Genomic DNA, 13,267 nt, shown 5'->3' on the forward strand with positions numbered 1-13,267 from the left:
GGCTGTGTGCCTGTGGTCAGCACGAACGCGCCCGGGGCCGTGCCGCCGTCATCGCTCTGCAAGCCCGCGTCATCGTCGGCATCTGTCCGCACATCACCACCGCCGAAGGGAGGGCGGCCTCATGACTCCACAGCCTGTGGACAGTCCCGACCTGTGGGCCGGACTGCCCACCCTGGAAGACCCGCCCGGCGAGGACGACACGGCACCGGATGTGTGGGAGGACCCCATTCCTCTCACCGGCCGCCGTGAGCGTCCGTCGTTCCCCGCCCACGTCCTCCCCGCCTGGTTGGGGGAGTTCGTGGGGGCGGTGGCGGAGGAGACGCAGACCCCGGTGGACCTCGCCGGGTCGGTCGCCCTCGCCGTGCTCGCCACGGCGGCCGGCGGCCGGTCGGTGGTCCACGTGCGCGGGAACTGGCGTGAGCCGACCAACCTCTTCACGGTGGTCGCGCTCCCGCCCGCCAACCGCAAGTCCGCCGTATTCGCCCTGCTGACCAACCCTCTCTATGAGGCGGAGAAACAGCTCAAGACCGCGATGGAGCCGGTCATTGTTGAGGCGGAGTTGACGGCGCGGTTGGCCAAGGAAGCGGCGGACAAGGCCGCCGCCAAGGCCGCGTCCGCCGACACGGACAAGCGGCAGGAGATGGTGGCCACGGCCGTCGGTCTCACGCAGACGGCCGGCACGCTCACCGTTCCGGCCGAACCGGTGCTGTTGGCGGACGACTCGACCCCCGAGACGGTCACCTCGCTCATGGCGGAGCAGGGCGGGCGGCTGTCGGTGATGAGCGCGGAGGGCGGCATCTTCGACATCATCGCCGGTCGATACTCCGGCGCCCCGAACATGGAAGTCTTCCTGAAAGGGCATGCCGGGGACCGGTTGCGGGTGAACCGGCAGACCCGCCGCGAGTACATCGACGCCCCCGCCCTGACCATCGGCCTCGCCGTACAGCCGGACGTGCTGCGGGACATCGGCAAGGTGAAGGGGTTCGAAGGACGCGGACTGCTGGCCCGCTTCTTGTACTCCCTGCCGGCGTCCACGGTCGGTGAACGCCAGATCATCACCGACCCCGTCCCGGAAAAGACGGCCGCCACCTACACCGCCCAGGTCATCGACCTCACCCTGTCCCTGGCGGAGTGGACCGACCCGGCCGTCATCCAGCTCACCCCGGAAGCCGACGCGGCCCTGATCGCCTATCAGAAGCGCATCGAACCGCAGCTCAAGGCACGCGGTGGGAAGCTGGGCCACATCTCCAACTGGGCCGGAAAGCTCGCCGGGGCGACCGCCCGCATGGCCGCGCTACTGCACCTCGCCGAACACGGCGGCAACGGCTACGCCCACCCGGTCACCGCCGCCACCATGAACGCGGCGATCGAGCTGGGGGAGTACTACACCGCTCACGCCCTCGCCGTGTTCGACCTCATGGGCGCCGACCCGGTCCTGTCCCGAGCCCGCAGCGTTCTGGAAGCGCTGAGGGACAACGGATGGGAGGACGTCAGCCGACGGGATGTCTTCACCGTTCTGTCCCGCAGCGAGGTCCCCACCGTCGCCGATCTCGAACCGGCCCTCGCACTGCTGGAAGACCACGGATACCTGCGGTCCTACCAACCCGAGCGGACCGGCAAGCGCGGACGCCCCCCGGCACCCCGCCTACTGGCCCACCCCGCCCTGCGGCAGGGCGGCCGGTAACCCTGCCGCGCCCTCAACCCCTCCCGCACAAACCGCAAAATCCGCAATAACCCCCGGACACCCCGCTGGCCTGTGCCGAGACCCCTGCTCCGTCCCAGCCGGGGGCCCTCGCACAATCCCGCGATATTCCGCAAAAAACCGAGCACCACCCCACCCGCCGGGGCCGGTCACCGGCCGCCCCCGATTTTTGCGGAATATCGCGGATTTCTGCGGAGCACCGTCCACCACCGTCCCCCTACCGCATCACCGCAGGTCAACGCCCCTCCCCGGTATTTCTGCGGATTTTGCGGTTTGTGCGGCGGCACCTGCCCATGAACTCAGCCCCCACAGGAGCGAGCCTTGGACGAACACGGCACCCTCGCGACCCCCACTGACGACGACACGACCCTCGTTCTCCTCACCGTTGAAGAGGCCGCCCGTCGCCTCCGTATCGGCCGGACCACATGCTTCGCGCTCATCCGCGCTGGAGAGCTGGAGTCCATCGACATCGGCCGTCTCCGCCGTGTCCCCGCCGACGCGCCCGCCGAATACCTCGCCCGCCGGCGTGCGGAACGACGAACCGCTTGACGACGCCCGGGGCGGCGGCACTCCCGGACAGGACAGCCCGCCGCCCCGGTCTCGATCCCGACACCAAGGACAGGAGTTCTGCCTGTGGCAGAAAAGAAGAAGGGCACCCGCCGCGCCAACGGCGAATCCGCGATCTACTTCGGGAAAGACGAGCGTTGGCACGCCCGCGTACCGATGGGCTACAAGGACAACGGGGAGCCGTACCGCCGACACCTGACGCGCAAGACGCGCGAGGACCTGGTTGAGGAAGTCCGCAAGCTGGAGAAGCAGCGCGACGCGGGTTCGGCGAGTCGGCCCGGCAAACCGTGGACGGTTGAGAAGTGGCTGTTGCACTGGGTTGAGAACATCGCCAAGCCGACCGTCAGTGAGAACACGTACGACGGCTACGAGGTCGCCGTTCGCGTTCACCTCGTGCCCGGTGTCGGCAAGCACCGCCTTGACCGCTTGCAGCCCGAACACCTGGAGAGTCTGTATCGCCGTATGCAGGCGAACGGGGCACGCAAGGCCGGTACGGCTCATCAGGCTCACCGCACCGCTCGAACCGCTCTGGGGGAGGCCGTACGGCGCGGCTACGCGGCGAAGAACGCTGCCGCGCTGGCGAAGCCGCCGCGGGTGGAAGAGGACGAATCAGAGGTTGAGCCCTACTCCGTGGAAGAGGTTCAGTGCCTGCTGCTCGAAGCCAACAAGCGCCGGAACACGGCCCGTTGGATGCTGGCACTGGCGCTCGGATTGCGGCAGGGCGAAACGCTCGGACTGCGCTGGTCTGACGTCGATCTGGACAACGAGTACCTCAAGCTGCGCCGGAACCGTCTGCGCCCCCGGTACGAGCACGGGTGTCCGGAAGCCTCACCGTGCGGCCGAAAGGCGGGGTACTGCCCGGCCAAGGTGCAGGTCCGGCGCGAGACCAAGAACACCAAGTCCCGAGCGGGCCGCCGCGCCGTGCCCCTGCCGGGCCCGCTGGTCGCCATGCTCCGGGCACACGCCGAGACTCAGGAGCGCGAGCGAAAGGCGGCCGGCGACCTGTGGACCGAGTCGGACTACGTGTTCACCAAGCTGTTGGGTGGCCCGTTGAGCCCGAACACGGACTATCACGACTGGAAGCGGCTGCTGGAAGACGCGGGGGTTCGGGACGGTCGGCTGCACGACGCCCGGCACACGGCCGCCACTGTGCTCATGCTGCTCGGTGTCCCGGCCCGGGTCATTGATCAGATCATGGGTTGGGAGCCGGGCACGTCCGCAAGCATGCGGGCCCGCTACCTCCATGTGCCGGACGCCATGCTCAAGGACGTGGCCCGGAAGATCGCCGATGCCATCTGGGGAACCCCGGAGGCGCCCGCTGTGGACAAAAACCAGGACAACGAGGGCTGAGAACCGTCGAAGGGCCCCACCGCGAACGGTGGGGCCCTTCGACATCGTGCCCGGTGAGGCACTGGCGGAGGATACGAGATTCGAACTCGTGAGGGGTTGCCCCCAACACGCTTTCCAAGCGTGCGCCCTAGGCCACTAGGCGAATCCTCCGCCGCAAACAATACAAGACGTTGAGGGGTGCTCGCGAACACGATCCGGAGGGCGCCGTCGTGATCGTCCTCGGGGCGGGGAGCGGGTGGGAGGGGGCGTCGCTTCCGGGGGTGGGGATCCGCTACTGTGGGGGTCAGCCCCTCACGTGGCGCTATCTGACTGAACTCCCCCAGGGCCGGAAGGCAGCAAGGGTAGGTCGGCTCTGGCGGGTGCGTGGGGGGCGCTTTGCGTTGGGGCGGTCCGGGTTGTCGGTGGTCGCCTATAACCTCGTACACGTGTCGTCTCTCGCGTTGTACCGCCGTTATCGCCCGGAGTCGTTCGCCGAGGTCATCGGGCAGGAGCATGTGACAGACCCGCTGCAGCAGGCGCTGCGGAACAACCGGGTCAATCACGCCTACCTGTTCAGTGGCCCGCGCGGCTGCGGCAAGACGACGAGCGCGCGCATCCTGGCCCGCTGCCTGAACTGTGAGCAAGGTCCCACCCCCACGCCCTGCGGGGAGTGCCAGTCCTGCCGCGACCTGGCGCGGAACGGCCCGGGTTCGATCGACGTCATCGAGATCGACGCCGCTTCGCACGGAGGCGTGGACGACGCCCGTGATCTGCGTGAGAAGGCCTTCTTCGGCCCCGCGTCCAGCCGGTACAAGATCTACATCATCGACGAGGCCCACATGGTCACCTCGGCGGGCTTCAACGCCCTCCTGAAGGTGGTCGAGGAGCCCCCGGAGCACCTCAAGTTCATCTTCGCGACGACCGAGCCCGAGAAGGTCATCGGCACGATCCGTTCGCGTACGCACCACTACCCCTTCCGGCTCGTGCCGCCCGGCACCCTGCGGGACTACCTCGCCCAGGTCTGCGGGCAGGAGGAGATGACCGTCGAGGACGGCGTCTTCCCGCTCGTCGTGCGGGCCGGCGCCGGGTCCGTGCGTGACTCCATGTCCGTCATGGACCAGCTCCTCGCCGGCGCCGCCGACGACGGTGTGACGTATGCCATGGCCACGTCCCTCCTCGGGTACACGGACGGCTCGCTGCTCGACTCCGTCATCGAGGCCTTCGCCTCCGGGGACGGCGCCGCCGCCTTCGAGGTCGTCGACCGCGTCATCGAGGGCGGCAACGACCCGCGCCGCTTCGTCGCCGACCTCCTGGAGCGCATGCGGGACCTCGTGATCCTCGCCGCCGTGCCGGACGCCGCCGAGAAGGGGCTCATCGACGCCCCCGCGGATGTCGTCGAGCGGATGCAGGCCCAGGCCTCCGTCTTCGGCGGCGCCGAGCTGAGCCGCGCCGCCGACATCGTCAACGAAGGCCTCACGGAGATGCGCGGCGCCACCTCGCCGCGGCTCCAGCTGGAGCTGATCTGCGCGCGCGTGCTGCTCCCCGCCGCCTACGACGACGCGCGTTCCGTCATGGCCCGCCTCGACCGCCTGGAACGCGGCGGGAACTTCGTCCCGGGTGGCCAGGGCCCCGGCCCCACCATGGGGTACGTGCCCGGGCCCGAGGCCCACGCGGGCGTCCAGCAGCCCGGTGTCGGCATGCCCTCGGGTGGCCCGGCGCCCGCGCCCGCGCCGGGCCACTCGCCCGTTCCGTCCGGGCCGCCCGTCCCGCCCGGCGGCGGACCGGCCGCCGCGCGGGCAGCGGTACGGGGGGCTGCCCCTGGAGCGCCGCAGAGTGCCGGGGATGTTGGCGGTGGACAGGGGACGCCCGAGGCCGCCGAGGTTGCTCGGGCTCCTGAGGCCGCTTCTGAGGTGGCTCCTGAAGCGGCGCAGGCTCCGCCCGCCCCCGCCCCCTCCGCTCCCTCCAGCGAGCGCCGGCCCGGTGGGTGGCCCACGGCCTCCGCGCCGGGCAGCGGCCCCGCGTCCGCGCCCACCCCCGCCGCCGCACCCACGTCGTCCTCCGCCCCGGAGGCGGCACCCCGGCCGGGCGGCTGGCCCACGGCCGCGTCCGCCGGAAGCAGCGCCCAAGCCGCCCCGCAGCCCACCGCCGCCCCCGCCCCGGCCCCGGCTCAGGCCCCGGCCCCGCAGGCGCCCGCCCCGATGGCCGCCCAGGCGCCCGCCGGCGGGCCCGACCCGCGCAGCCTGTGGCCGAACATCCTGGAGGCGGTCAAGAACCGTCGCCGCTTCACCTGGATCCTGCTCAGCCAGAACGCCCAGGTGGCCGGGTTCGACGGGACGACCCTGCAGCTCGGCTTCGTCAACGCGGGCGCGCGGGACAACTTCGCGAGCAGCGGCAGCGAGGACGTGCTGCGGGCCGCGTTGTCCGAGCAGTTCGGTGTGCAGTGGAAGGTCGAGGCGATCGTCGACCCGTCCGGCGGCTCCGCGCCCCCGCCGGCCGCGGGGAACTTCGGCGGTGGTTCCGGTGGCGGATTCGGCGGTGCCTCCGGAGGCGGCGGGTACGGGGGTGGCGCTCCGGTCGCCCCGGCCGCGCCGCGCCCCGCCGCGTCCCCGCAGCACTCGTCGCCGGCCCCGGCGTCGCCCGCCCCGCAGTCCTCGCCGCCCAGGCCGGACCCGGGCCCCGCCCCGTCCTCCCGGGCGTCCGCCCCCTCGGCCCCCGCGCCCGAGCACGTGTCCCCCGAGGACGACATCCCCGAGGACGACGACCCCGACCTGGTGGAGTCGGCCCTCTCCGGCCACGACCTCATCGTCCGGGAGCTGGGCGCGACGGTGGTCGACGAGTATCCGAACGAGTAGGGCCTCCCGGGCGAGCCACGGGTAGCGCTCCAGGGACTGCCCCTCGCCGGCCCGGCGTCGCGGGGTGAACGGGTGGGTGGGTGGGAGGGGATCCGCCGCGGAGCGGCGGTTTCGGGGGCGTCAGGAGCGACGCGGCGGCGGCCGAAAAGCCGCCCGGGCCCCGCAAGGGCCCCTGCGAGCTGGAGGAACGTACAACAGGCTCGGACGCCAACCCTGGCAGCCCGTACAAAAACGCTCCGCCCGGTCGGGCTAGGCTGACCACCGTGAAGGTCCTCGTCATCGGCAGTGGTGCCCGCGAACACGCCCTGTGCCGCTCTCTGTCCCTCGACCCCGACGTCTCCGAGTTGCACTGCGCCCCCGGCAACGCCGGCATCGCAGAAGTGGCCGAGCTGCACCCGGTCGACGCCCTCGACGGCGCCGCCGTGACCGCCCTCGCCCGGGAGCTGGGCGCCGGCCTCGTCGTCGTGGGCCCGGAGGCCCCCCTCGTCGCGGGCGTCGCCGACGCCGTGCGGGAGGCCGGGATCCCCGCGTTCGGGCCCTCCAAGGAGGCCGCCCGCCTCGAAGGATCCAAGGCCTTCGCCAAGGACGTGATGGCCGGCGCGAGCGTGCCGACCGCGCGGTCGTACGTCTGCACGACCCCGGTCGAGATCGACGAGGCCCTCGACGCCTTCGGTGCGCCGTACGTCGTCAAGGACGACGGTCTCGCCGCCGGCAAGGGCGTCGTCGTCACCGACGACGTCGAGGCGGCCCGCGCGCACGCCCTCGCCTGCGACCGCGTCGTCATCGAGGAGTTCCTGGACGGCCCCGAGGTCTCGCTCTTCGCGGTCACCGACGGCGAGAGCGTCGTCCCGTTGCAGCCCGCCCAGGACTTCAAGCGCGCGCTCGACGGCGACGAAGGCCCGAACACGGGCGGCATGGGCGCCTACTCGCCGCTCCCGTGGGCCGACCCGAAGCTGGTCGACGAGGTCATGCAGAGCGTGCTGCAGCCCACCGTGGACGAGCTGCGGCGCCGGGGTACGCCCTTCGCGGGGCTGCTGTACGCGGGGCTCGCGATCACGAGTCGCGGCGTACGGGTCATCGAGTTCAACGCCCGCTTCGGCGACCCGGAGACCCAGGTCGTCCTCGCCCGCCTGCGGACCCCGCTCGCCGGGCTCCTGATGGCCGCGGCCACCGGCAACCTCGCCGACCTGCCCCCGCTGCGCTGGAGCGACGACGCCGCGGTGACCGTGGTCGTCGCCTCGCACAACTATCCGGGCACGCCGCGCACGGGCGACCCCATCGAGGGGCTCGACGACGTCGCGGCGCAGGATGCCCCGGATGCGTACGTCCTGCACGCCGGGACCAGGCGGGACGGCGACTCCGTCGTCAGCGCGGGCGGCCGGGTGCTGTCCGTGACGGCGACCGGCGCCGGGCTCACCGAGGCCCGCGAACGCGCGTACGCCGCGCTGTCCCGCATCCGCCTCGACGGCTCGCAGCACCGCACGGACATCGCGGCGAAGGCGGCCGCGGAGGCCTGACCAGCTGTGGGGATGCCCCCGCTGCCCAGCCCGCTCGCGTGACTTTCAGCCAACTTCAGGCCCCGGATCTGACACTGGATCCGGGGCCTTTTCGGCATCCACCTTTAGCCAAAGCCATTCCATCGAGTGACCGGTGGCCCATCCGGCTGACGGAGCGGGACGCCCCAACTAGGGTGCGGCGCAAGCGTTCAAGGCCCCCAGAGCCAAACAGACCACCGGCATTGCGATGTCGGTGGCGGGTGCCACAGTGGGGGAGTGAGCAACGCCAACGCCATTGATGTGCGCCGCCGGCCCAGGCCGGCGGCCGAACAGTAAGGCAGCAGGGGGTGCCATCGGTCGTGTCAGGTACGGGTGTGGAGGTGGGCGCGCAGGCCGCGCGCTCCCGGGCCCTCGCCGTGCTGCGCCTGCGCAGCCGGGCGCTGGCCGTCGCCCTGCTGCCCGCGGCCGTGGCCGTCGTGCTGCTCGCGGCCGGGGCCACGGGCCACGCGAGCGGCGGGAGTTGGGACGTCGCGCGCTGGGTGGTCACCGGCGTCGCCGTGCTCGTCCTGCTCGGGGCGGCCGGTGTCGCGCTGGTCGTCGCGCGGGCCAGGCCCGCGCTGAGCCCCACCGTCCCGATCGCCGAGGAGTCCGCGCCCGACCTGTACCGGCTGGTGCGCGACCTCGCCGACCGTCTCGACGTGCCCGCGCCCTCGGCCATAGCGCTCACCCCGGACTGCGACAGCTGGCTGGAGGACCGCACCCATCCCGCGCACGGGCCGCCCGCCGTCTCCTCCTCCGCCGCTCCTGCGGGCGCCGGCTCCTCGGCCACCCCGCCCTCCACCGCTCCCGTCCTCGTCATCGGCTCCCCGTTCCTGTGGTGGATGCGGGTCGGTGAGCTGCGGGCCGTGCTCGCCCCGGTCGTCGCCGGTACGGGTCCCTCCGCGCACCCCGACATAGCCGCCGCCCGGCGCTTCGTGCGCGGGCTCGACGCTGCCGTCGCGGTCGCCGCGGCGCCCGGCCGTGGCGCCATCCCGCGCGTGGTGCTCGGGGGCGTCGGCCGGATCGCCCGGCTCCTGCTGCGGCACTGCCGGGTGCACGCCGCCGAGATGGAGCGCGGCGTCGCCGCGGCCGCCGCCGAGCGCGCCCAGGCCGTGGACTACGGGGTGCGGATCGTCGCCCAGGAGCAGGTCGGCCTCGCGTACGCGGGGTGGGACCGCCTCCTCACCCGGGTCGCGCTGCCCGCCTGGCGCATGGGCCGCTGGCCCTCCCGGCTCGACGCGGGCGTGGTCTCCGCGCTCACCGAGCTCTCCCGCAGGGACCGCCTCGCCGAGGGCTTCGCCTCGCGCCTGGGCGAGCGCCCCGCCTGTGACCTTCTGGAGGAGCCCGGTTCGGTGGACGAGGCGGCGTCCCTCCTTGCCGCCCGCCTCTTCCACGGCGGCCCCGCCGAGGCGAGCCCGGACTGGGCGCCGGTGGCCTGGCAGGACTATCCGGACGAGGTCGTCGACCGGAAATGGCGCGTCGACGCCGCCCGGCTGCACCGCGTCCTGGACTCCCTGGGCGTCAGCCACTCCGCCGACCCGACGGCCCCCGACCCCGACGGCCCGACCCTGGGCCGCGTCCTGGACCACCTCGCGACGGATCCCGTTGGCGATACGGAGAGTGACGGGATGTGGGGCGACGGACCGAGGGGCGGGGCCGACGCCGCACTGACGGCTGGGGCCCACGAAGCTCGTGAGGGGGGTGGGGCGTACGAGGCCCGTGCAGGGGGCGGGGCGTACGAGGCCCACGGCGCCCCTGAGGCTGACGCCGACTTGACCGACGTAACCGACGAGGCCGGCGACACCGCTGTCGTGGACGCCGAAGGCACCGCCGCCGACACCGGCACGGACACCTACGACGACACCGACCTCGGCACCGCCGCCGACGACACGGACGACGTCGACACCGACGACGACGCCGACGAAGAGAGCCGTGGCGGTCGCCTCGCCGCCGGTCTGACCGCCGAGCTGGCCCGCGAGGAGGCCGCCACCCCGCCCCGCCCCGCGCCCACCGGCCAGGGCCCCGACGAGGCCCTCTGGGACGACGGCGCCCTGCCCCTCTTCCCGCTCCAGCCACCCCGTACGGGCCGTGAGCTGCTGGCCGACCACGTCACGGCGATGGTGTGCTGCGCCGCGGTGGACACCGCGGGAGCCGCGCCGGGCCTCGACTGGCTCGACGGGCCCGCCCTGCTGGTCGGCGGCGAGCGTGCGGCGGACCTCGCGCCGCGCGTCCGGAGCCTCGTCGAGGACGGCGACCCGTCCCCGCTGCGGGACTGGCTCGCCCGCCTGGGCATCCGCCCGGAGAAACCGGTCCGCCTCGTCTGACCCCGAGCACGCCCCCCCCCGGGGGGGGCAACCTTCGACCACCCCGCATCACGCCGTCGGCATCACCCCACCCCGCCCCCGCCCACCCCGCGCGCCACCCTTCCGCCCCGGCGTCCGGAATGTCACTCTCCGTTCACACCAATTCGCGACGAACGGTGACGGCGTGCCTGCGTAATGTGATGTGCTGGGAGCCGGCCGCCGGACCACCACGCACCACCGGGCGGCACACGCCAGGGGGAGCGAGGGAGGGGCAGAGATGGCAGAGATGAGGTCGGAGCCGATCCGCCGCTGGGAATCGGGCGCGCTCGCCCACGCCGTGTCGGACCCCTTCGGCCAGGGCCCGCTGCCCTGGCTGCGCGGAGCCGAGCACTACTTCGACGACACCGGGCACGTCGTGCCCTGGTACGTCGACCACGCCCCGGCCCCCGGCGCGAACATCCCGGCACCCCGCACCGGCGGCCCCCGCAACGCCGACGACGTGCACCGCCAGATCAAGGGGTTCACCTCCACCGGCGCCGCGGCCCCGGGCGAGGCGATCGACTTCCACGTCACCGTCGACCCGCCCCAGCAGTTCAGCGTCGACATCTACCGCATCGGGCACTACGGCGGCGACGGCGCGTCGAAGATCACCACGAGCCCGCGCCTCTCCGGCATCGTCCAGCCGCCCCCGCTCACCGCCGACCGCACCGTCTCCTGCCACCACTGGTGGCTCTCCTGGCGCCTGCAGATCCCCTCCTACTGGAGCATCGGGGCGTACGTGGCGGTCCTCACCACCGCCGACGGATACCGCTCGCACGTCCCCTTCACCGTCCGCGACGACCGCCGCGCCGACCTCCTGCTGCTCCTGCCGGACGTCACCTGGCAGGCGTACAACCTCTACCCGGAGGACGGCCGCACGGGCGCCAGCCTCTACCACGCGTGGGACGAGGAGGGCGGCCTCCTCGGCGAGAGCGAGGCCGCCGTGACGGTCTCCTTCGACCGGCCGTACGCGGGCGCGGGCCTCCCGCTGCACGTGGGCCACGCCTACGACTTCATCCGCTGGGCCGAGCGCTACGGCTACGACCTCGCGTACGCGGACGCCCGCGACCTGCACGCCGGCCGCATCGACCCCACCCGGTACCGCGGCCTGGTCTTCCCCGGCCACGACGAGTACTGGTCGACCACCATGCGCCGCACCACCGAGCGGGCCCGCGAGCACGGCACCTCGCTGGTCTTCCTCTCCGCCAACACCATGTACTGGCAGGTGGAGTTGGGCCCCTCCCCGTCCGGCGTCGCGGACCGGCTGCTCACCTGCCGCAAGCGGCGCGGCCCCGGCCGCCCGGCCCTCTGGCGCGAGCAGGACAAGGCCGAACAGCAGCTGCTCGGCATCCAGTACGCGGGGCGCGTCCCCGAGCCGCGCCCCCTCGTCGTCCGCAACGCCGACCACTGGCTGTGGGAGGCCACCGGGGCGCACGACGGTGACGAGATCGACGGCCTCGTCGCCGGCGAGGCCGACCGCTACTTCCCGCGGACCGCGCTCCCCGAGCACCAGGGCCGCATCCTCCTCGCCCACTCGCCGTACGAGGACACCGAGGGCGTCACCCGCCACCAGGAGTCGTCCCTCTACCGCGCCCCGTCCGGCGCCCTGGTCTTCGCGTCCGGCACCTTCGCCTGGTCCCCGGCGCTCGACCGCCCCGGCCACATCGACCCCCGCATCCAGCGGGCCACGGCCAACCTCCTCGACCGCATCTGCAAGCGCGACTGAGCCCCGTCCGCAAGCGCGACCGAGCCCCGTCCGCACCCGGCGCCGGGCGCCTCCCCGCGCCCGTGCGCCCGACCACTGGCCAAAACCGCACGTCCCATGCGGGAGAATCGACCTCACTTGGCCAGAACCACGGGAGGGAACCGTGTCCGGATTCGTAGAAAAGCCCGAGCCTCTTGAGGTCCCGGGGCTGGTCCACCTCCACACCGGCAAGGTGCGCGAGCTGTACCGGAACGAGGCGGGCGAGCTCGTCATGGTCGCCAGCGACCGCCTGTCCGCCTATGACTGGGTGCTCCCCACGGAGATCCCCGACAAGGGCCGCGTCCTCACCCAGCTCTCCCTGTGGTGGTTCGACCAGCTCGCGGACCTCGTGCCGAACCACGTCGTCTCCGCGGAGCTGCCGAAGGGCGCGCCCGCCGACTGGGAGGGCCGCACCCTCATCTGCAAGCCCCTGCAGATGGTCCCGGTCGAGTGCGTGGCCCGCGGCTACCTGACCGGTTCGGGCCTCGTGGAGTACGACGAGACCCGCACCGTCTGCGGCCTCGCCCTGCCCGAGGGTCTGGTCGACGGCTCGGAGCTGCCCGCGCCGATCTTCACCCCCGCCACGAAGGCCGCCGTCGGCGAGCACGACGAGAACGTGTCGTACGAGGAGGTCGCCCGCCAGGTCGGCGCGGAGACCGCGGCGCAGCTGCGCCAGACGACCCTCGCCGTCTACGGCCGGGCCAGGGACGTCGCGCGCGAGCGCGGCCTGGTCCTCGCGGACACCAAGTTCGAGTTCGGCTTCGAGGACGAGACGCTGATCCTCGCCGACGAGGTCCTCACCCCGGACTCATCGCGCTTCTGGCCGGCCGACCAGTGGGAGCCGGGCCGCGCCCAGCCTTCGTTCGACAAGCAGTTCGTGCGGGACTGGCTGACCTCGCCGGCCTCGGGCTGGGACCGCAAGAGCGAGCAGCCGCCGCCGCCCCTGCCGCAGGACGTGGTGGACGCCACCCGCGCCAAGTACATCGAGGCGTACGAGCGGCTCACCGGCACGCCCTGGTAGCCGTTCTGTCCCCGCCGGCCCGCGTCGGCGTGGGCCGGCGGCGAGGGACACGAGAAAGGCCCCGGTCCAGTGGACCGGGGCCTTTCTCTGCGGAGCGGACGACCAGGTTCGAACTGGCGACCTCAACCTTGGCAAGGTTGCGCTCTACCAACTGAGCTACGTCCGCGCTGCGCCG

Annotated in this window: 8 protein-coding genes, 2 tRNA genes and 1 other RNA gene; 9 read left to right on the forward strand and 2 right to left on the reverse strand. The window is 72.8% G+C overall.

Features of this window, described 5'->3' with window-relative positions; genetic code table 11:
• The first annotated feature begins 136 nt into the window (after positions 1-136).
• The 3 genes from ACZ6CV_RS12895 (at position 137) to ACZ6CV_RS12905 (ending at position 3,619) form a co-directional block, all read left to right on the forward strand.
• Positions 137-1,684, forward strand: a complete 1,548-nt coding sequence (locus ACZ6CV_RS12895) for a YfjI family protein (RefSeq protein WP_469250908.1) — start codon at positions 137-139, stop codon at positions 1,682-1,684.
• A gap of 339 nt (positions 1,685-2,023) precedes the next feature.
• Positions 2,024-2,251, forward strand: coding sequence for an excisionase family DNA-binding protein (locus ACZ6CV_RS12900; RefSeq protein ID WP_469250818.1), 228 nt, complete (start codon positions 2,024-2,026; stop codon positions 2,249-2,251).
• A gap of 84 nt (positions 2,252-2,335) precedes the next feature.
• Positions 2,336-3,619, forward strand: coding sequence for a tyrosine-type recombinase/integrase (locus ACZ6CV_RS12905; protein WP_469250819.1), 1,284 nt, complete (start codon positions 2,336-2,338; stop codon positions 3,617-3,619).
• A gap of 62 nt (positions 3,620-3,681) precedes the next feature.
• On the opposite strand, the gene ACZ6CV_RS12910 is transcribed toward ACZ6CV_RS12905, so the two are convergent.
• Positions 3,682-3,769: transfer RNA gene (locus tag ACZ6CV_RS12910), tRNA-Ser, on the reverse strand.
• Positions 3,770-3,901: 132 nt separating this feature from the next.
• Here ACZ6CV_RS12910 and ffs point away from each other — a divergent pair.
• From ffs to ACZ6CV_RS12940, 6 genes are all read left to right on the forward strand, one after another.
• An RNA gene (gene ffs, locus ACZ6CV_RS12915) (signal recognition particle sRNA small type) lies at positions 3,902-4,000 on the forward strand.
• Positions 4,001-4,044: 44 nt separating this feature from the next.
• On the forward strand, positions 4,045-6,450 hold the full coding sequence (locus tag ACZ6CV_RS12920) for a DNA polymerase III subunit gamma and tau (RefSeq protein ID WP_469250820.1): 2,406 nt from the start codon (positions 4,045-4,047) through the stop codon (positions 6,448-6,450).
• Between the two features lie 263 nt (positions 6,451-6,713).
• A complete protein-coding gene (gene purD, locus ACZ6CV_RS12925; protein ID WP_469250821.1) occupies positions 6,714-7,967 on the forward strand; it encodes a phosphoribosylamine--glycine ligase in 1,254 nt (417 codons plus the stop codon).
• A gap of 338 nt (positions 7,968-8,305) precedes the next feature.
• Positions 8,306-10,309, forward strand: a complete 2,004-nt coding sequence (locus tag ACZ6CV_RS12930; RefSeq protein ID WP_469250822.1) for a M48 family metalloprotease — start codon at positions 8,306-8,308, stop codon at positions 10,307-10,309.
• A 265-nt stretch (positions 10,310-10,574) separates the two neighbouring features.
• Positions 10,575-12,053 carry a N,N-dimethylformamidase beta subunit family domain-containing protein gene (locus tag ACZ6CV_RS12935; RefSeq protein WP_469250909.1) on the forward strand — a complete coding sequence of 493 codons (1,479 nt, stop codon included), beginning with the start codon at positions 10,575-10,577 and terminating at the stop codon, positions 12,051-12,053.
• Positions 12,054-12,195: 142 nt separating this feature from the next.
• A complete protein-coding gene (locus tag ACZ6CV_RS12940; protein ID WP_469250823.1) occupies positions 12,196-13,092 on the forward strand; it encodes a phosphoribosylaminoimidazolesuccinocarboxamide synthase in 897 nt (298 codons plus the stop codon).
• Between the two features lie 93 nt (positions 13,093-13,185).
• Here the strand turns inward: ACZ6CV_RS12940 and ACZ6CV_RS12945 are convergent.
• Positions 13,186-13,258 (reverse strand) — tRNA-Gly (locus tag ACZ6CV_RS12945).
• Positions 13,259-13,267 lie beyond the last annotated feature (9 nt).

It is taken from the genome of Streptomyces sp. NPDC041713 (assembly GCF_055591085.1).

What these genes read in the sequence shown, in the direction of transcription:
- ACZ6CV_RS12935 (WP_469250909.1), top strand. Translation starts at nt 10,575, where the DNA reads ATGAGGTCGGAGCCGATCCGCCGCTGGGAATCGGGCGCGCTCGCCCAC.